Origin of the sequence: Pseudomonas sp. DTU_2021_1001937_2_SI_NGA_ILE_001 (genome assembly GCF_032463525.1) — a bacterium.
Classification (GTDB): Bacteria; Pseudomonadota; Gammaproteobacteria; order Pseudomonadales; family Pseudomonadaceae; genus Aquipseudomonas.
The window spans coordinates 4,412,440-4,430,562 of the sequence record NZ_CP135971.1; the positions used below are offsets into that span (position 1 = coordinate 4,412,440).

At 64.7% G+C, this 18,123-nt stretch carries 12 protein-coding genes and 1 pseudogene; all 13 read right to left on the bottom strand.

The annotated features are described in order from the left end of the window. Positions 1-62: 62 nt before the first annotated feature. Complete coding sequence (locus RRX38_RS19120; RefSeq protein WP_315960281.1) at positions 63-2,855, bottom strand: hybrid sensor histidine kinase/response regulator; 2,793 nt, start codon at positions 2,853-2,855, stop codon at positions 63-65. An 86-nt stretch (positions 2,856-2,941) separates the two neighbouring features. Beyond that, entirely contained in the window at positions 2,942-4,237 is a 1,296-nt protein-coding gene (gene purD / locus RRX38_RS19125) for a phosphoribosylamine--glycine ligase (RefSeq protein WP_315960282.1), read from the bottom strand. Positions 4,238-4,429: 192 nt separating this feature from the next. Next, the gene (purH, locus tag RRX38_RS19130; protein WP_295476602.1) at positions 4,430-6,034 is read right to left on the bottom strand and encodes a bifunctional phosphoribosylaminoimidazolecarboxamide formyltransferase/IMP cyclohydrolase; all 1,605 of its coding nucleotides are present in this window, start codon (positions 6,032-6,034) and stop codon (positions 4,430-4,432) included. Between the two features lie 77 nt (positions 6,035-6,111). Continuing rightward, positions 6,112-6,432 carry a DNA-binding transcriptional regulator Fis gene (gene fis / locus RRX38_RS19135; RefSeq protein WP_295476601.1) on the bottom strand — a complete coding sequence of 107 codons (321 nt, stop codon included), beginning with the start codon at positions 6,430-6,432 and terminating at the stop codon, positions 6,112-6,114. Then, on the bottom strand, positions 6,429-7,442 hold the full coding sequence (gene dusB, locus RRX38_RS19140) for a tRNA dihydrouridine synthase DusB (protein ID WP_295476600.1): 1,014 nt from the start codon (positions 7,440-7,442) through the stop codon (positions 6,429-6,431). The genes fis and dusB overlap by 4 nt, the downstream gene beginning before the upstream one ends. A gap of 304 nt (positions 7,443-7,746) precedes the next feature. Continuing rightward, positions 7,747-9,113, bottom strand: a pseudogene (locus RRX38_RS19145) (DUF3426 domain-containing protein). Positions 9,114-9,137: 24 nt separating this feature from the next. Beyond that, entirely contained in the window at positions 9,138-10,016 is an 879-nt protein-coding gene (gene prmA / locus RRX38_RS19150) for a 50S ribosomal protein L11 methyltransferase (protein WP_315960283.1), read from the bottom strand. A gap of 189 nt (positions 10,017-10,205) precedes the next feature. Then, positions 10,206-11,552, bottom strand: a complete 1,347-nt coding sequence (gene accC / locus RRX38_RS19155; RefSeq protein ID WP_295476597.1) for an acetyl-CoA carboxylase biotin carboxylase subunit — start codon at positions 11,550-11,552, stop codon at positions 10,206-10,208. A 17-nt stretch (positions 11,553-11,569) separates the two neighbouring features. Further along, positions 11,570-12,028 carry an acetyl-CoA carboxylase biotin carboxyl carrier protein gene (gene accB / locus RRX38_RS19160; RefSeq protein WP_295476596.1) on the bottom strand — a complete coding sequence of 153 codons (459 nt, stop codon included), beginning with the start codon at positions 12,026-12,028 and terminating at the stop codon, positions 11,570-11,572. A 153-nt stretch (positions 12,029-12,181) separates the two neighbouring features. After that, positions 12,182-12,634 carry a type II 3-dehydroquinate dehydratase gene (aroQ, locus tag RRX38_RS19165; RefSeq protein WP_295476595.1) on the bottom strand — a complete coding sequence of 151 codons (453 nt, stop codon included), beginning with the start codon at positions 12,632-12,634 and terminating at the stop codon, positions 12,182-12,184. 129 nt (positions 12,635-12,763) lie between these two features. Beyond that, positions 12,764-14,551, bottom strand: a complete 1,788-nt coding sequence (locus tag RRX38_RS19170; protein WP_315960284.1) for a protein-disulfide reductase DsbD — start codon at positions 14,549-14,551, stop codon at positions 12,764-12,766. A 127-nt stretch (positions 14,552-14,678) separates the two neighbouring features. Then, positions 14,679-16,334, bottom strand: a complete 1,656-nt coding sequence (locus tag RRX38_RS19175) for a diguanylate cyclase (RefSeq protein WP_315960285.1) — start codon at positions 16,332-16,334, stop codon at positions 14,679-14,681. Between the two features lie 256 nt (positions 16,335-16,590). Then, entirely contained in the window at positions 16,591-18,087 is a 1,497-nt protein-coding gene (locus RRX38_RS19180; RefSeq protein WP_295476592.1) for a CoA-acylating methylmalonate-semialdehyde dehydrogenase, read from the bottom strand. Between the last annotated feature and the right edge of the window lie 36 nt (positions 18,088-18,123).

Here is an 18,123-nt window from a genome sequence, read left to right on the forward strand (position 1 = left end):
GGTCGCCAGTCTAGGGGTTTTGAGCGCGGCTTGCTCGAACGCCGCCCTCTTGGCTACCGATTTCAGTTCTGCTGATAGGTCTTTTCGTCACGCATCGTCGACCTGAGCCGTTCGCGCTGCGCCAACCAGTATTCGATCAGCTCGCGCAGTTGCGACAGCTCCACCGGCTTGGCCATGTGGCCGTCCATGCCGGCCTGGCGGGCACGGTCCTTGTGTTCGCTGAGGATGTGCGCGGTCAGCGCCACGATCGGCGTACGCACCCGCTGGTTGCCCACTTCCCAGGCGCGCAGTTGCTCGGTAGCGGAAAAACCGTCGAGCACCGGCATCTCGCAGTCCATCAGCACCAGGTCGTAGCGCTGGGCTTTCATTGCGCGCAGCGCTTCCTCGCCATTGTTGGCGGTGTCGGGCTTGAGGTTGAGCTTGCCCAGCATGCCGCGGATCACCTTGGTGGAGATGTTGTTGTCTTCGGCCACCAGAATCCTGAAGTCGCTGGGCAGTTCGATGGGCTTGGCGACCATCGGTGCCGGGGCTGGCACGGTCGGGGAGTCCCCCTTGTTTCGTTGCGTCAGCTCATCGGCCAAGGTGGTCTTGAGGGTATAGCCGGCCACCGGCTTGGCGAGAATGCGCTTGATCCCGGCATTGCGCGCAATGACCTTGCTCGGTGCATCGCTGATGCCGGTGAGCATGATCAGCAGGATGTCGTGGTTCAGGCTGGGGTCTTCCTTGATCTTCGCCGCCAGTTGCATGCCGGTCATGCCGGGCATGTTCTGGTCGAGCAGCACCACGTCGAAGTAGTCGCGCAGGTGCGCCTTGGTACGCAGCAGCGCCAGGGCTTCCTTGCCGGAGGCCACGGCACTGACGTTCAGGCCCCAGGACGAGCACTGCTGCACCAGCACCTTGCGGCAGGTGTCGTTGTCGTCCACCACCAGCAGTCGCGCATCGCGCAGCGGGCCGTCCAGATCGAGGGTCGGCTGATCCAGCAGGTGCGCCGGCAGCGGCAGGCTCAGCCACAGGGTATTGCCCTGGCCGCTGCCATTCTGGATGCCGAACTCGCCGTCCATCAGGCGGATCAGCTGCCGGGCGATGACCAGGCCCAGATGGCCGCCCAGCTTGCTGGAGGCCAGGAAGTTGCGGCTGTGCAGCTCGGTGTGCAGCAGGGCATCGCGCTCTTCGGCCGACAGCGGTTCGCCGGTGTCCTGCACGGCGATGCGCAGGCGCGGCTTGCCGTTGCGGCTGTCGAGCCCGGCCACCAGCAGGATTTCGCCGCCTTCGGTCTTCTTCAGCGCGTTCTCCAACAGGCTCAGCAGGGTCTGGCGCAGGCGCGTCGGGTCACCGCTGATGACCCTCGGCACCTGCGACTGCACCAGGCTGATCAGCTCGACGTTCTGCTGTTCGGCCTTGCCCCGGAAGATGTTCAGGCAGTCTTCGATCAGCGCGCCGATATCGAACTGCACGTCATCCAGCTCGATCTGCCCGGACTCCAGCTTGGTGATGTCGAGAATCTCGTTGATCAGGGTCAGCAGCTCGTTGCCGGCGCTGTGGATGGTCTGCACGTAGTCGCGCTGCTTGACCGACAGCGGCGTGTCGAGCAGCAGCTCGGTCATGCCCAGCACGCCGTTCATGGGGGTGCGGATCTCGTGGCTGATCTTGGCCAGGAACTCGGCCTTGGCGTTGATCTCTGCCGTGCTGGCGGCCTCGTCGCGGCTGATGCTGAAACGGCTTTCGACGATACTGCGCTGGCGCTCGCCCAGCGCGGTGTTCATCAGCAGGCCGCTGACGCAGAACACCCCGAGCAGGGCCAGAATCAGCCATTGCGGCGGAATCAGGCTCAACCACAGCAGGCCCGGCAACACCACCATGTAGCCGATGTTGAAGATGATCATCGAGGCCATGAACAGCCGGGCGGAGCGGTAGCCACGCACCCAGTGGCGGATGGCGATGCCCAGGATGCTCACCGTGGTCAGTGACACGAACAGGAAGGTCACCACGTTGATCGGCAGGCCGTCGACCAGCAGCACCAGGGCGATGGCTACGCCCATGAGGATGCCGTCGATCAGCAGCAGGCGGTCCAGGGCATGCGCCTTGCGGTGCGCGAAGAAACAGTAGGTGTACATCAGGCCGGTGATGGCGGCCAGCAGCAGCGCCACGTGGGCAGCGGGTGTCTGGGCCATGCGCCAGCTGTCGAACAGGTTCAGCAGGTTCAGCAGCAGCAGGGCGCTGAGCGCCAGCAGGGCTTCGCAGGCAGCCAGCCACAGGTTGGTACGCGAGCGACTGTGGCTGTAGCGGGCGAGGTTCTGCAGGATCAGCATGCCCAGCAGGCCGAACACTAGGCCGAAGAGGAAGGGCTCGCACTCGTCGGCGGCGCTCTCGATGGCCGGTTGCAGGCTGATGTTGGGGCGCATCTGCTGGCTGGATACCAGACGCAGGTACAGATCCAGCGGTGCCTGACTTTGCGGCACGGCGAGGAGGAAGTCCCTGGACGGCAGGCGCTGGTTTTCCTTGGGGACCAGGGTGCCGGTGTGTTGCAGGTCGATCTGGCGGTCGCCCTGGAAGACATAGAGGTCCGCGCTCGCCAGGTCGGGAGCGAAGATGCGCAGCAGTTGTTCGTGGGGGCTGGGCAGCAGCCGGTAGTGCAGCCACACCGCGCCGCCGGGGCCGGCTGCGGTGATCGCGTCCAGTTCACGGGGGCTGAACTGGTTCTGCTGCTGGGCGGCGCGCACGTCACCGATCTGCAAGTGACCTTGCTCGTCGAGCAGGGTCGACCAGCCTGTGCTGGCGGCGGCATGCGCCGACAGCAGGAAGAACAGGGCCAGCATTCCTGCTGTGGAGGTTATGGCGATCCTGAGCCAGCGCACGGCGAAGTCCCTTCGTGAGTGAATGCCTGAAAAACGCGCGGTGCGGGTAAAACCGGCCAGCCCCTTGCGGGGCTGACCTGGAGGCCTTATTTCAGGCCTTCACCACGCTCACGGGCAATGGCGCGATAGCCAATGTCCTTACGGTAGAAACTGCCTTCCCAGTCGATCTTCGCTGCCAGCGCATAGGCGTTGCGCTGCGCCTCGCCGACGCTTTCGCCCAGGGCGGTGGCGCACAGTACGCGACCGCCGCTGGTCACCACCTGACCGTCCTTGAGCGCCGTGCCGGCATGGAAGACCTTGCCCGGCAGGGCGGCTGCGGCGTCCAGGCCGGCGATTGCCGCGCCCTTGGCGTAGTCGCCGGGGTAGCCGCCAGCGGCCAGGACGATGCCCAGGCTCGGGCGCGCGTCCCATTGGGCTTCGATCTTGTCCAGCGCCTGCGCCAGGGCCGCCTCGACCAGCAGCACCAGGCTCGACTGCAGGCGCAGCATGACCGGCTGGGTCTCCGGGTCACCGAAGCGGCAGTTGAACTCGATGACCTTGGGGTTGCCGGCCTTGTCGATCATCAGACCAGCATAGAGGAAACCGGTGTAGACGTTGCCTTCCTCGGCCATGCCACGGACGGTCGGCCAGATGACCTGGTCCATGACCCGCTGGTGGACCTCGGCGGTGACCACCGGGGCGGGCGAGTAGGCACCCATGCCACCGGTATTCGGGCCGCTGTCGCCGTCGCCGACGCGCTTGTGGTCCTGGCTGGTCGCCATCGGCAGCACGTTGTGGCCGTCGACCATGACGATGAAGCTGGCCTCCTCGCCGTCGAGGAATTCCTCGATCACCACCCGCGAGCCCGCTTCACCGAAGGCATTGCCCGCGAGCATGTCGCGCACCACGTCTTCGGCTTCGGCCAGGGTCGTGGCGACGATCACGCCCTTGCCAGCGGCCAGGCCGTCGGCCTTGATGACGATTGGCGCACCCTTTTCGCGCAGGTAGGCCAGGGCCGGCTCGATCTCGGTGAAGTTCTGGTAGTCGGCGGTGGGGATCTTGTGGCGGGCCAGGAAGTCCTTGGTGAAGGCCTTGGAGCCTTCCAGCTGTGCGGCACCGGCAGTCGGGCCGAAGCACGGCAGGCCACGCTGGCGGAACAGGTCGACCACGCCAGCCACCAGCGGTGCCTCGGGGCCGACGATGGTCAGGCCGACGTTCTTCTCGGCGAAATCGGCCAGTTGCTCCAGGGCCAGCACGTCGATGGCGACGTTTTCGCATTTGGCCTCGGTGGCGGTACCGGCGTTGCCAGGGGCCACGAAGACTTTCGCCACGCGCGGATCCTGCGCGACTTTCCAGGCCAGGGCGTGTTCACGGCCACCGCTGCCAATGATCAAAACATTCATGTCAAAACCTCGATGACGCAAATTCTGTAAGGGACGAGTGCTGCCCGGTTCGGCAGCGCCGCATCGCGAGGTCGCACTGGCTCGGGCGGATGCAAGGCGGAGGGGGCGGTACCGAGCGCAGTTGCCTCATGGCAATGAGCATCGGGGCCGCCCCCTCCAACGCAGCAGACGCCTGCGCCAGTGCGGCCGTTCTTAATGACGGAAGTGGCGCATGCCGGTGAATACCATGGCAATACCCGCTTCGTCGGCGGCGGCGATGACTTCCGCATCGCGCATCGAGCCGCCTGGCTGGATGACGGCGGTGATGCCGGCCTTGGCGGCATTGTCGATGCCGTCGCGGAACGGGAAGAAGGCGTCCGAGGCCATGACCGCGCCCTCGACCTGCAGGCCGGCGTGCTCGGCCTTGATGGCGGCGATGCGCGCGGAGTTGACGCGGCTCATCTGGCCGGCGCCGACACCGATGGTCTGGCGATTCTTGGCGTAGACGATGGCGTTGGACTTGACGAACTTGGCCACTTTCCAGGCGAAGATCAGGTCGTGGATTTCCTGCTCGCTCGGCGCGCGCTGGGTGACCACTTTCAGGTCGTCACGGCTGATCATGCCGATGTCGCGGCTCTGTACCAGCAGGCCGCCGTTGACGCGCTTGTAGTCCCAGCCCGGCTGGCGCTCGCCCCACTGGCCGCAGGCCAGCAGGCGCACGTTGGCCTTGCTGGCGACGATGGCCTGGGCCTCGGCGCTGACGCTTGGCGCGATGATCACTTCGACGAACTGACGCTCGACGATGGCCTTGGCGGTTTCGCCGTCCAGTTCGCGGTTGAAGGCGATGATGCCGCCGAACGCCGACTCGGTGTCGGTGGCGTAGGCCAGGTCGTAGGCCTTGCGGATGCCGCCTTCGTCGTCAGGGCAGACTGCCACGCCGCACGGGTTGGCGTGCTTGACGATAACGCAGGCCGGCTTGACGAAGCTCTTCACGCACTCCAGCGCGGCGTCGGTGTCGGCCACGTTGTTGAACGACAGTTCCTTGCCCTGCAGCTGGGTGGCGGTGGCGATACCGACTTCGGCCGGCTTGGCCTCGACGTAGAATGCCGCGCTCTGGTGCGGGTTCTCGCCGTAGCGCATTTCCTGGGCCTTGACGAACTGGGTGTTGAAGGTGCGTGGGAACTGGCCACGGCCTTCGGTGGACAGGGTCTCGGCGCGCTGGTCGATGCCGCCCAGGTAGTTGGCGATCATGCCGTCGTAGGCGGCGGTGTGCTCGAAGGCCTTGAGCATCAGGTCGAAGCGCTGCGCGTAGGTCAGGCCGCCGGCCTTGAGGTTTTCCAGGACGCTGGCGTAGTCGCTGGCGTTGACCACGATGGCCACGTCCTTGTGGTTCTTGGCCGCGGAACGGACCATGGTCGGGCCGCCGATGTCGATGTTCTCGATGGCGGTCGGCAGGTCGCAGCCAGGCTTGGCGACGGTGGCTTCGAAGGGGTACAGGTTGACCGCGACCAGGTCGATCGGCTGGATGCCGTGCTCGCCCATCACGCCGTCGTCGGTGCCGCGACGGCCCAGGATCCCGCCGTGGATCTTCGGATGCAGGGTCTTGACGCGGCCGTCCATCATTTCCGGGAAGCCGGTGTAGTCAGCCACTTCTACGGCCGCGACGCCGTTGTCGCGCAGCAGCTTGAAGGTGCCGCCAGTGGAGAGGATTTCCACGCCCAGGGCTTCGAGTTCACGGGCGAACTCCAGGATACCGGTCTTGTCGGAAACGCTGATCAAGGCGCGGCGGATCGGCAGGCGGGTGGTCTGGTCGGTCATCTCGATTTCCATCAAAGCTAAAGGTAATCAGCAAAAAAGGCGACCTGTGGGTGGTCGCCTTGGTTTGTCTGCATCGCTTAAAGCAGATCGTACTGCTTGAGTTTCTTGCGCAGGGTGCCGCGATTCAGGCCCAGCACCTCGGAAGCCTTGGTCTGGTTGCCCTTGACGTAGTTCATGACGCTTTCGAGCAGTGGCGCCTCGACTTCGGACAGCACCAGGTTGTACACGTCCGTGACCGTGGCGCCTTCAAGGTGGGCGAAATAATTGTGCAGCGCCTTCTCGACACTGCCGCGCAGGGTCTGGCCCTCTTCGCTCGGCGTGTTCAGGTGCTGTTTCAAATTGACATTGTCGCTCACGGGTGTTGTTCCACTCACTAAAGTCTCGGTCATCATCGTCATGCGGCCACCTCTTCTTCATTCTCGTTATCCGGGCCCTGGCAGCCTTGGCTGAAGAACGCCCGGATGTTGGCGCACTGTGCTTGTGTATCGTCCAAACGATTGAAGTGGGCGCGAAACTCCCTGGCGCCCGGCAAGGTTGCGAGATACCAGCCGACATGCTTGCGTGCGATGCGCACGCCCATCACGTCGCCGTAGAAGGCATGCAGCGCCGTCAGGTGCTCCAGCAGGATCCGTTCCACTTCGCCCAACGGGGGCGCGGGGAGTTTCTCGCCGGTGCGCAGGTAGTGCTCTATCTCGCGAAAAATCCACGGGCGGCCCTGGGCGGCCCGGCCAATCAACAACCCGTCGGCCCCGGTGTGCTGCAACACCTGCCGGGCCTTTTCCGGTGAATCGATATCGCCATTGGCGAAGACCGGGATCGACACCGCCTGCTTGATCGCGGCGATGGTGTCGTACTCGGCTTCGCCGGTGTACAGATCCGCGCGGGTCCTGCCGTGGACCGCCAGCGCCTGGATGCCGGACTGTTCGGCGATCCTCGCGACCGTCAGGCCGTTACGGTTGTCACGGTCCCAGCCGGTGCGGATCTTCAAGGTGACCGGTACATCGACTGCGGCCACCACGGCCTGCAGGATCTCGCTCACCAGTTGTTCGTCTTTCAGCAGCGCGGAACCGGCTGCCTTGTTGCATACCTTCTTGGCCGGACAGCCCATGTTGATGTCGATGATCTGGGCACCCAGTTCGACATTGGCACGCGCCGCGTCCGCCAGCATCTGCGGGTCACCACCGGCGATCTGCACCGAGCGTGGCTCGGGGTCGCCCTCATGGATCATGCGCAGGCGCGATTTGCGGCTGTTCCACAGGCTCATGTCACTGGTGACCATTTCCGAGACCACCAGGCCGGCTCCGAGGCTGCGGCACAACTGGCGGAAAGGCTGGTCGGTGACGCCCGCCATCGGGGCGAGGATCAAGCCGTTCTGCAATGTATGGGGACCGATGCGTACCGCCGACATAGCTTTACCTATAAAGGGGCCGAATCATCCACAGGCCGCGTGAAAACCGTTGCACACGGTCTGCAACAGTTCGTCCGTCCAACCGCTTGCGCAACGACGAGACCGAACCGGGAGTTTGAAAAAGGGTTGGCATGATACCCGCTCTCGGTGACTGGATAAAGGCTGAACTGGATAAAATCTGAACAGCTGTCGTCTTATTGCCAATAGCGCGTTTTTCGTGGGTCTGGCACGTGATCAGCATCGATCGTGCTGAAAAAAGCAGGTTTCAAGCGCTGCGCAAGCGCTCTTTGCCGGTCTGTACCGGCTATTCGGGGGAGCGGAAGTTGAGGCTGTAGTTCACGGCCTTGGCGCCTGGATCGAGGATGTCCAGGGCAATATGGATCGGTGTCTGCGGCGGCATCTCTTCCTTGCCAGCCATCTCTCCGGACAGGTATTCGCCGGGCTTGAACCGACGGCTGGCGATCAGCTGACCACTGGTATCGGCAAAGCGCAGCTCCAGCAATGGAAAGGGTTGGGAAAAGGACGCGCGGTTATAGATGATCGCATCGACCACCAGGGCGCCCTGGAAGTCCGGGTGGCTGCGCACCACCAGGTTACTGCTCTTGAGCTGGTTGATGTCGACCTTCGACGGCACCTTGCAGCCCAGCTGCGGGCACAGTTGCTGGAACCAGGGGCGGTACTGGTCCTGGCGCGCCAGATGGTCGAAGTGATACCAGACGTATTGCAGGGCCAGCCCGCCCAGGGCCAGCACGACCAGCGTGCTCCACAGCAGGCGGCGGCCCCAGCGTGGCTTGGGGCGCTGCCAGTCGAGCTGCAGCGGGTCGTCGGTCAGGTCCAGCAGGGCCTTGTCACGGATCGCCGGTTCGCTGCGTCCGCGCGGGTCGGCGGGCTCGTCATCCAGCGTGTCGTCGTCGGCGTCGTCATCCCGTGCCGACAGGCGTGCGCTGTTGTCCTGCGCAGGCTTGCGCGGCTCCAGCGGCGTGACATCAGGTTCCGTGTCGTCGAGCGGCAGTGGGGTCAGCGACAACGAAGGCTCGGTGCGCGTCTCGTGCAGCGGCGGTTCGTCGTCAAGGTCCTCGGCCGTGTTCTGGTCCAGGTCCGGGTCGCGGTCTCGGGCGCTGAGCGGCGTGGTCTCACGTGGCGGTGCCGGTTCCACGTCGTCATTGGGCAGGCTGTCGATCCAGTCGCCCTGGTCGGTCTGCGGCGCATCGCGGCGCGCGCTCAGCGAGGCCGGCGGCGCCGCCTGGAAGGCTTCGGCCTGCTGGATCTCGCGCTGTTCGAGGCGTGCCAGCTCGCCGTCCAGGTCCAGGGCGTCGAGGTCCAGTTCGCTGACGTGCCAATAATCCTCACCGGCCTCGGCGTCGAGCGTGTCCGATTGGGCATGCCTGGCCGGTGGTTCGGCGGAGGCTGGCGATTGCGCAGCCGCGGGAGGCTCGATCACCGGTACGGTGATGGCGGGCACCGCTGTCAGCGGTTCGGCCGGCACAGGGGGCGACAGGGGGTGGGGGGTTCACGACCCTGGGCGCTCTGCTCGACCAGCTGTTTGGCGGCGTTGAACACCTCCAGGCAGGACCCGCAGCGAACCACGCCGCGTGCCACGCTCAATTGCGCATAGTTGACTTTGAAGCTGGTCTGGCAGTGCGGACACTGGGTGACGAAACTGTCGGTCATGCGGCGCTCCGGTTCAGGCAGCGGTCAGCGGCGGCGGCCGGTGATGCGTACCCAGCCATCACGGTCGGCGATCGGGTCGAGGTCGAAGGCATCGGCATAGGCCGCTGCCACTTCTGCGCCTTGTTCAGCGAGGATGCCCGACAGTGCCAGGCGGCCGCCCGGCTTGACCAGGCTGGCCAGCTGCGGCGCCAGGGAAACCAGCGGGCCGGCCAGGATATTGGCCACCAGCACGTCGGCCGGTTCGGCCGGCAGGTCTTCGGGCAGGTACAGCGGGAAGCGTTCGGCGGCGATGCCGTTGCGTCCGGCGTTGTCGCGCGAAGCCTCCAGGGCCTGCACGTCGATGTCGGTCCCCACGGCCTTGGGTGCGCCCAGCAGCAGCGCGGCGATGGCCAGGATGCCGGAGCCACAGCCGAAGTCCAGGACGTTGCAGCCGGCCAGGTCCTGACCGTCGAGCCACTCCAGGCACAGCGCGGTGGTCGGGTGGGTGCCGGTGCCGAAGGCCAGGCCCGGATCGAGCAGCAGGTTCACGGCATCAGGCTGCGGTGCGGCGTGCCAGCTGGGCACGATCCACAGGCGCTGGCCGAAGCGCATGGGCTGGAAGTCGTCCATCCAGCTGCGTTCCCAGTCCTGGTCTTCGATGACTTCGGCGCTGTGCTCGGGCAGCTCGGCGTCGGTCAGCAGGCGCAGGTGCGCCAGGGCCAGGCCGGCATCGGTATCGGCCTCGAACAGCGCCAGCAGGTGGGTGTGCGCCCACAGCGGCGTGGTGTTGAGCTCGGGCTCGAAGATCGGCTGGTCCTCCGCGTCCATGAACGTGACCGATACGGCGCCGACTTCGAGCAGGGCGTTTTCGTAGGTCTCGGCTTGTTCAGGGCTGATGGCGAGGCGGACTTGCAGCCAGGGCATGGGGTGTACCTGTGGATATGTCGGGAAAGCCGCGCAGTTTACTTCAGGTTGCTGGCAAAAGCTTGTGAAGGGTGCGCAGGTGGTCGTGTTCGACAGACCGCTTGCCCGGCCGTTCGCCGGCCAGGAGCGGAAAACACACAAGCCCCGGCGAGGCGGGGCTTGTGTGGGGTGCATGCAAGGCAGGGAGAATTACTTCTCGCTGGCCAGCTTGTGCTCCAGGTAGTGAATGTTGACTCCGCCTTTGCAGAAGCCTTCATCACGGGTCAGCTCGCGGTGCAGCGGGATGTTGGTCTTGATGCCGTCTACCACGATCTCGTCCAGCGCGTTGCGCATGCGGGCCATGGCCTCGTCACGGGTGGCGCCCCAGGTGATCAGCTTGCCGATCAGCGAGTCGTAGTTGGCAGGGACCTTGTAGCCGCTGTACAGGTGCGAATCGACGCGGACACCGTTGCCGCCTGGCGCGTGGAAGTGCTTGACCAGGCCAGGGCTTGGAATGAACGACTTGGGATCCTCGGCGTTGATCCGGCACTCCAGTGCGTGGCCGTGGATCTTCACGTCGTCCTGGGTGTACGACAGCTTGTTGCCGGCGGCGATGCTGAGCATCTCCTTGACGATGTCGATACCGGTGACCATTTCCGAAACCGGGTGCTCTACCTGCACGCGAGTGTTCATCTCGATGAAGTAGAAGCGGCCGTTCTCGTACAGGAACTCGAAGGTGCCGGCGCCGCGGTAGCCGATCTCGATGCAAGCGCGTACGCAGCGGTCGAAGACTTCCTGGCGGGCCTTCTCGTCGATGCCCGGTGCCGGGGCTTCTTCCAGGACCTTCTGGTGGCGGCGCTGCAGCGAGCAGTCGCGGTCACCCAGATGGATGGCGTGGCCCTGGCCGTCGGAGAGCACCTGCACTTCCACGTGGCGTGGGTTGGTCAGGAACTTCTCCAGGTAGACCATCGGGTTGCCGAATGCCGCGCCGGCTTCGGTGCGGGTCAGTTTGGCCGAAGAGATCAGGTCTTCTTCCTTGTGCACCACGCGCATGCCGCGACCACCACCGCCGCCAGCGGCCTTGATGATGACCGGGTAGCCGACTTCACGGGCGATTGCCAGTGCAGTCTCTTCGTCTTCAGGCAGCGGGCCGTCGGAACCCGGTACGGTCGGAACGCCGGCGCGGATCATCGCGTCCTTGGCCGAGACCTTGTCGCCCATCAGGCGGATCACGTCGGCGGACGGGCCGATGAAGGCGAAACCGGATTTCTCGACCTGCTCGGCGAAGTCGGCGTTTTCCGCCAGGAAGCCGTAGCCAGGGTGGATGGCGGTGGCGCCAGTCAGCTCGGCGGCCGAGATGATCGCCGGGATGTTCAGGTACGACTGGGTAGCGATGGCCGGGCCGATACAGACGGTTTCATCCGCCAGGCCCAGGTGCATCAGCTCGCGGTCGGCCGTGGAGTGCACGGCGACGGTCTTGATGCCCAGTTCCTTGCAGGCGCGCAGAATGCGCAAGGCGATTTCGCCGCGGTTGGCGATCAGGACTTTTTCCAGCATCGCAGGGTCTCCCTGGTTCAAACGATGGTGAACAGCGGCTGGTCGAACTCAACCGGCTGACCGTTCTCTACCAGGATGGACTCGATGGTGCCGCTGGTTTCGGCCTGGATGTGGTTCATCATCTTCATGGCTTCGACGATGCACAGGGTGTCGCCCTTCTTGACGGTCTGGCCGACTTCGACGAACGCCGGGGAAGTTGGCGACGGCGTGCGGTAGAAGGTGCCGACCATTGGCGAAGCGACCACGGTGCCGTTGAGTTTCGGGGCGGCCGGTGCGGCGTCGGCGGCTGGAGCGGCAGCAGCAGGCGCTGGCGCGGCAACCGGTGCGGCGGCAGGGGCTGGAGCGTAGTAGGTCTGGGCCGGAGTCTTGCTGTGACGGCTGATTCGTACGGACTCTTCGCCTTCACGGATTTCCAGTTCGTCGATACCGGACTCTTCCAGCAGCTCGATCAGTTTCTTGACTTTACGGATATCCATTAATCATCAACTCCCAAAGGGTTTTCAATGTGCGGTTCGGCAGGCGTCCAGGTCATGCCAGGCTGTTCGACGGCGGGCTGCTTGCCAGCAATGTCGCGCAAACCGTCGTGACGGTCTGCGTTGCCTGACGCGGCGTGGTCACGCTCGTGCCGGTCAAGGCTTGGCGTTCTTGGCCAAATGTTCCAGGGCGGCTTCGAGGGCCATGCGGTAACCGCTGGCGCCGAGGCCGCAGATCACTCCTACCGCAACGTCGGAGAAGTAGGAGTGATGACGGAAAGGTTCGCGTTTATGTACGTTCGACAGATGCACTTCGATGAATGGGATGCTCACTCCCATGATCGCGTCACGTATTGCCACACTTGTGTGCGTGAACGCCGCCGGATTGATGATGATGAAATCCACGCCTTCGCCGCGCGCGGCATGGATGCGGTCGATCAGCTCGTACTCGGCGTTGCTCTGCAGGTACATCAGATGATGGCCGGCGTCACGGGCCCGCTGCTCGAGATCCTGGTTGATCTGGGCCAGGGTCGTGGTGCCGTACACGCCGGGTTCACGGGTGCCCAGCAGGTTCAGATTCGGGCCGTGCAGGACCAGCAAGGTCGCCATCGTCAGTTCCTTTTTGTTGTTCACGAACGTTTGGTGCCCGCGACTATGCCGCAAGGGGCTTTAACTGTCCAGTTAACAACAGTAGCCAACACGATAAGCGATATTCGCGAAAAGTTTGTGACCCGGACGTTAAATCTGGTCATTTGCCCCTTTCAGGCGCTCGATCAGGCCCTGAGCGTCGATTTCGCCGACAACCCGGACGTTTTCCAGCTCTTCGCCGCTTTTGCTGAAAAATAGCAATGCGGGAGGGCCGAAAAGTTTGTAGCGATCAAGCAGGGCGCGTTGCTCCGCATTGCTTTCGGTCACATCCATGCGAATTCGCTCCAGACCCGACAGGCGGGCCTGCACGGCAGGATCGGGGAGTACTTCGTGCTCGATGACTTTGCAGCTGATGCACCAGTCGGCGTACCAGTCCAGCACCAGCCCCCGGCCTGCGTCACGGGCCCGTGCCAGCGCTTGGTCCAGTTCTGCAGCGGTGCGCAGGGTCTGCCACTGGCTGGCCGGCTGCGCACTTGGCGACGCTACCGCCACGACCTGGGGACGGCCTAGCGGGCGCAGGGGATCGGTTTCACCCTTGAGGGCGCCGTACCAGCATGCCAGAGCGTAGACCAGTAGAAACAGGCCGAGTAGTTGCGCGAGGGTTTGCCGGGTGGTTTTTTCGCTGAAATTCAGTGTGCCGAGGAACAGCGCCACCCCGGCGGCCAGCAGGCCGATCAGCAGCAAGGTCAGCGCGCCGGGCAGGACGCGACTGAGCAGGCCGATGGCCAGGCCCAGCAGCAGTACGCCGATGGCGTTCTTCACGGTGACCAGCCAGGCGCCGCTCTTGGGCAGCCAGGCCGCGCCGCCGGTGCCAACCAGGATCAGCGGCAGGCCCATGCCCAGGCCCAGGGCGAACAGCTTGAGCGCGCCACCCAGGGCGTCGCCGGTGGCGCTGATGTACAGCAGCGCGCCGGCCAGCGGGGCCGACACGCAGGGTGAAACCAGCAGGCTGGACAGCACGCCGAGGACCGCTGCGCCCCACAACGAACCGCCCTGGGTCTTGCCGGCCAGGCGGTCGAGGCGCGAACTCAGGGCCTGCGGCAGGCGCAGTTCGAAGGCGCCGAACATCGCCAGCGCGAAGACCACGAAAAACAGTGCGAAAGGCACCAGCACCCAGGCCGATTGCAGGCGTGCCTGCAAGTTCAGGCTAGCGCCGAATACGCCCATCAGTGCGCCCAGCACCGCGAAGCAGGCGGCCATTGGCAGTACGTAGGCCAGCGACAGGCTCAGGCCACGCAGACCACCGACCTGGCCACGCATCACCACGCCGGACAGGATCGGCAGCATGGGCAGTACGCAGGGGGTGAAGGTCAGGCCGATACCGGCCAGCAGGAACAGCGCCAGTTCCTTCCAGCTCCAGGAGGCCGTTGCGGGGTGTGTGGCTGCGGCGCTGAGGGCGCCGCCGGCGGTGTCGCCGTCGATGTTCAGGCGCTCGGTTTCCGGCGGGTAGCACAACCCGTGGTCGGCACAGCCCTGGTAGGTGACCGCGAGGGTGAAGCCGCGCCGCTCTTCGGGCTTGCGTGGCAGTTCGATGTCGAGAATGCCGTGGTAGACCTCGACATCACCGAAGTATTCATCGTGCTTCTGCTCGCCGTCCGGCAGGCGCGCCTCACCCAGACCAATGTCGGCAGGCTCGGTGCGGAACTGGAAGCGATGGCGGTACAGGTAGTAGCCGTCGGCGGCCACCAGGCGCAGCTTGATGCTCTGCTCGGTGGTTTCGACCAGGCTGAGCTGGAAGGCCTGGCGCACAGGAAGAAATTGCTTGCTGTTATCCAGCGTCGAACCGCCCAGGGTGGCGGAAGGCCGGCTGTCCAGCAGGCTGGAGGCATGGACGGGCAGGGCGATGAGCAACAGCATCATCAGAAGCAGGCGGCGCATGGCAACCTCGGGTCGCGGAAGATCGGCGCATGATAACCAAGTGTGCCGATGCCTGCTGGATGCAGATGTGTAAGAGCAAATGTTGGCTGCGCTGCCCGGTGCGACGACGCCGAACTGTCATCCGCGCTCAGGCGTCGACCACCGGCAGTTCGACATGATAGGGCGCGGCGTTGAGCGCCGACTGCACCTGGTTGCGCCCGGCCTTCTTGGCCCGATACAGCGCCCCGTCTGCCTGGGCGGCGAGGGTCTGGCTGTCGTCCTGCGTCCCGAGGGTCACCAGGCCGGCGCTGAACGTACAGGCCAGGCTCACCGGGTCGGCCGGATAGCGGATTTCCGAGAAGCGCTGGCGAATCTCTTCGAGCACCTTGTGGGCATTGACCAGCTCGGTATCGGGCATGACGATGGCGAACTCTTCGCCGCCGTAGCGGCCGATCAGATCGCTCTTGCGCAAGCGTTGCTTCAGAAACAGCGACAGGCTCTTGATCACCCGGTCGCCCATGGGGTGGCCATGGGTGTCGTTGACCCGCTTGAAGTGATCGATGTCGAGCATGGCGAAGCACAGCGGCCGGTTGTCGCGCCGCGCTTGGAAGCAGCTGTCGTCGAGCAGCTGCAGGATGTGCGTGTGGTTGTACAGGCCGGTAAGGCTGTCGCGCACCATGCGCGCCTTCAGGCGGCGGGCGCGGGCGGCACGGTTGCGCACCGTGCTGACCAGGTGCCGGGGCTGGATGGGCTTGGTCAGGAAGTCGTCACCGCCTTCGCTCATGGCGTCGAGCTGCTTGTCCAGGTCGTCTTCGGCAGACAGGTAGATGATGGGCACGCTGACATAGCGGTCGTTGTGGCGAATCACCTTGGCCAGTTCGGGACCGGTGCAACCGGGCATGTACATGTCGAGGATGATCAGATCGGGCTGGAAGTGCGACAGCTCGGTCATGGCCTGGATCGGGTCGAGCAGGATGCGCGTGACGATTCCGGCATTGTTGAGCACCCGCTGGGTAAAGGCGGCCTGGGCCCGTGAGTCGTCGACGATCAGCACCTTGATCGGGTCGTAGCGATCGGCACGGCCAAGCAGTTCGATCTTTTCCAGCAGCACCGACGCATCGAGCGTGCCGCAGAGAAAGTCCTGGCCCCCCGAGCGCACGGCGGCCAGGCGGGTCGGGGTGTCGGCGTCGGTCTCGCTGAAGAACAGCAGCGGCAGGGTATTTTCCAGCCCTTGCTGAATGCGTGCCGCCAGGTTCAGGCCTTCGCCGCGGCCGGCGAAGTCCACGTCCATGACCATCGCCGCCGGCAGGCATTGCTGCAGTGCCGCGCCTACGCAAGCGATGCTTTCCAATGCCAGGGCCGACCAGCCGAAGAACTCCAGCTGACGAGCCAGCTGCTCGCCGGCTTCCTGATCCTGCAGCGCGATGTACACCGGTTTGCGCAGCGGCGGCAGCACCGTGCGCTCCAGTTGGTCGCCCTGACGCAGGCCTGTCTGCGACAAGGCTTGCATCAGGTGGCTGAGCTGGTTGATCAACTCGCTGTTGAGCCGCCCCCGGTTGGCCTGCATGGCGTCGAGAAGCTCGTTGAGTTGCTGAGCGAGGCGGATGTGCTCGCGCTGCTCGAAACGTTCCGCGAAGCGTAACAGGCCCAGACTGGCCTCACGCAGTTCGGCCTGGTCCTCGGCGGTCCATTCGCGACGATGCAGGCGTTGCCAGATCTCCAGGATCTGCCGCGCCTGGTGAATGACCCGTTGGGCGAAATGGTGCTTGAGACGCTCGCGACTGGGGTCAAGTGCTTCGGTCATAGGCTGGCGTCTGCTGGGCGGCTGAGGAACGTTGATGGCCGCATGCTATCACCGTGCTGGCGGCTGTGGCGCGCTGCAAGTCAACAAATTGTCAAAAAAATGCTGTCCGTTTTTCGGCAGTTCGCAATGTTTTCGACCATTTTCATTGGAATCAATGGCTTAGCCGCTACTGCCGTTCATCGCGCAAAAAAAGCCGCCCGGTAGTAGGGCGGCCAATCGGGGTTGAACAGGTTAGGCGACGGCTTTACGCGGGGTTTCAGCCGTTGCTGGGGAAGGCGAACTGCGCTGCTTCATGGCTGGTACGCTGCGGCCAGCGCTGGGTGATGGCTTTCTTGCGGGTGTAGAAACGCACGCCATCCGGGCCGTAGGCGTGCAGGTCGCCGAACAGCGAACGCTTCCAGCCGCCGAAGCTGTGATAGCTCACCGGGACGGGCAGTGGCACGTTGACGCCGACCATGCCCACTTCGATCTCGTCGCAGAACAGCCGCGCCGACTCACCGTCACGGGTGAAGATGCAGGTGCCGTTGCCGTATTCATGGGCATTGATCAGGGCGATGGCCTCTTCCAGGCTGTTGACGCGTACCACGCACAGCACCGGGCCGAAGATCTCTTCCTTGTAGATGCGCATTTCCGGGGTCACGCGGTCGAACAGGGTGCCGCCGACGAAGAAGCCGTTCTCGTTGCCGGCCACCTGGTAGCCACGGCCGTCGACCACCAGCTCGGCGCCGTTGGCCAGGCCGTCGTCGATGTAACCGACCACCTTGTCACGCGCCGCGGCTGTCACCAACGGGCCCATGTCCAGGCCGCTGCAGGTGCCGGCGCCGATTTTCAGGGCCTTGATCTGCGGCACGATCTTCTGCACCAGGGCGTCGGCGATCGCGTCGCCCACGCACACGGCCACCGAAATGGCCATGCAGCGCTCGCCGCACGAGCCGTAGGCCGCACCCATCAGAGCGCTGACCGCGTTGTCCAGCTCGGCATCAGGCATCAGCACCGCATGGTTCTTGGCGCCGCCCAGGGCCTGCACGCGCTTGCCGCGCTTGGTGCCTTCGGCATAGATGTATTCGGCAATCGGGGTCGAGCCGACGAAGCTCAAGGCACGGACTTCCGGCGCTTCGATCAGCGCGTCCACGGCTTCCTTGTCGCCGTGTACCACGTTGAGCACGCCTTTGGGCAGGCCCGCTTCGTGCAGCAGCTCGGCGATCAACAGGGTCGAGCTGGGGTCGCGCTCGGAAGGCTTGAGAATGAAGCAGTTGCCACAAACGATGGCCAGCGGGTACATCCACAGCGGCACCATGGCCGGGAAGTTGAACGGGGTGATGCCGGCGACCACGCCGATCGGCTGCAGGTCGCTCCAGGCATCGATGTTCGGGCCGACGTTGCGGCTGTACTCGCCCTTGAGAATCTGCGGGGCGGCAGTGGCGAACTCGACGTTCTCGATGCCGCGCTTGAGTTCGCCGACGGCGTCTTCCAGGGTCTTGCCGTGCTCTTCGCTGATCAGCTGGGCGATGCGCGCTTCATTGGCTTCCAGCAGTTGCTTGAAGCGGAACATGACCTGCGCGCGCTTGGCCGGTGGGGTATTGCGCCAGGCCGGGTAAGCGGCCTTGGCCGCGTCGATGGCCTGCTGCACGGTGGCACGGCTGGCCAGGCCGAGGCTGTGGATAGCCTCGCCGGTGGACGGGTTGAAGACGTCGGTGGTGCGGCCTTGCGCGACGACGTGTTCACCGTTGATCAGGTGCGCGATGGTGCTCATGCGTTAGGTTCCCGTAATGCGTGTTGTTCGGGCCGC

What these genes read in the sequence shown, in the direction of transcription:
- aroQ (WP_295476595.1), bottom strand. Translation starts at nt 12,634, where the DNA reads ATGGCGACCTTGCTGGTCCTGCACGGCCCGAATCTGAACCTGCTGGGC.
- accC (WP_295476597.1), bottom strand. Translation starts at nt 11,552, where the DNA reads ATGCTGGAAAAAGTCCTGATCGCCAACCGCGGCGAAATCGCCTTGCGC.
- prmA (WP_315960283.1), bottom strand. Translation starts at nt 10,016, where the DNA reads ATGCCCTGGCTGCAAGTCCGCCTCGCCATCAGCCCTGAACAAGCCGAG.
- purD (WP_315960282.1), bottom strand. Translation starts at nt 4,237, where the DNA reads ATGAATGTTTTGATCATTGGCAGCGGTGGCCGTGAACACGCCCTGGCC.
- fis (WP_295476601.1), bottom strand. Translation starts at nt 6,432, where the DNA reads ATGACGATGATGACCGAGACTTTAGTGAGTGGAACAACACCCGTGAGC.
- RRX38_RS19180 (WP_295476592.1), bottom strand. Translation starts at nt 18,087, where the DNA reads ATGAGCACCATCGCGCACCTGATCAACGGTGAACACGTCGTCGCGCAA.
- purH (WP_295476602.1), bottom strand. Translation starts at nt 6,034, where the DNA reads ATGACCGACCAGACCACCCGCCTGCCGATCCGCCGCGCCTTGATCAGC.
- accB (WP_295476596.1), bottom strand. Translation starts at nt 12,028, where the DNA reads ATGGATATCCGTAAAGTCAAGAAACTGATCGAGCTGCTGGAAGAGTCC.
- RRX38_RS19170 (WP_315960284.1), bottom strand. Translation starts at nt 14,551, where the DNA reads ATGCGCCGCCTGCTTCTGATGATGCTGTTGCTCATCGCCCTGCCCGTC.
- RRX38_RS19175 (WP_315960285.1), bottom strand. Translation starts at nt 16,334, where the DNA reads ATGACCGAAGCACTTGACCCCAGTCGCGAGCGTCTCAAGCACCATTTC.
- dusB (WP_295476600.1), bottom strand. Translation starts at nt 7,442, where the DNA reads ATGTCGGCGGTACGCATCGGTCCCCATACATTGCAGAACGGCTTGATC.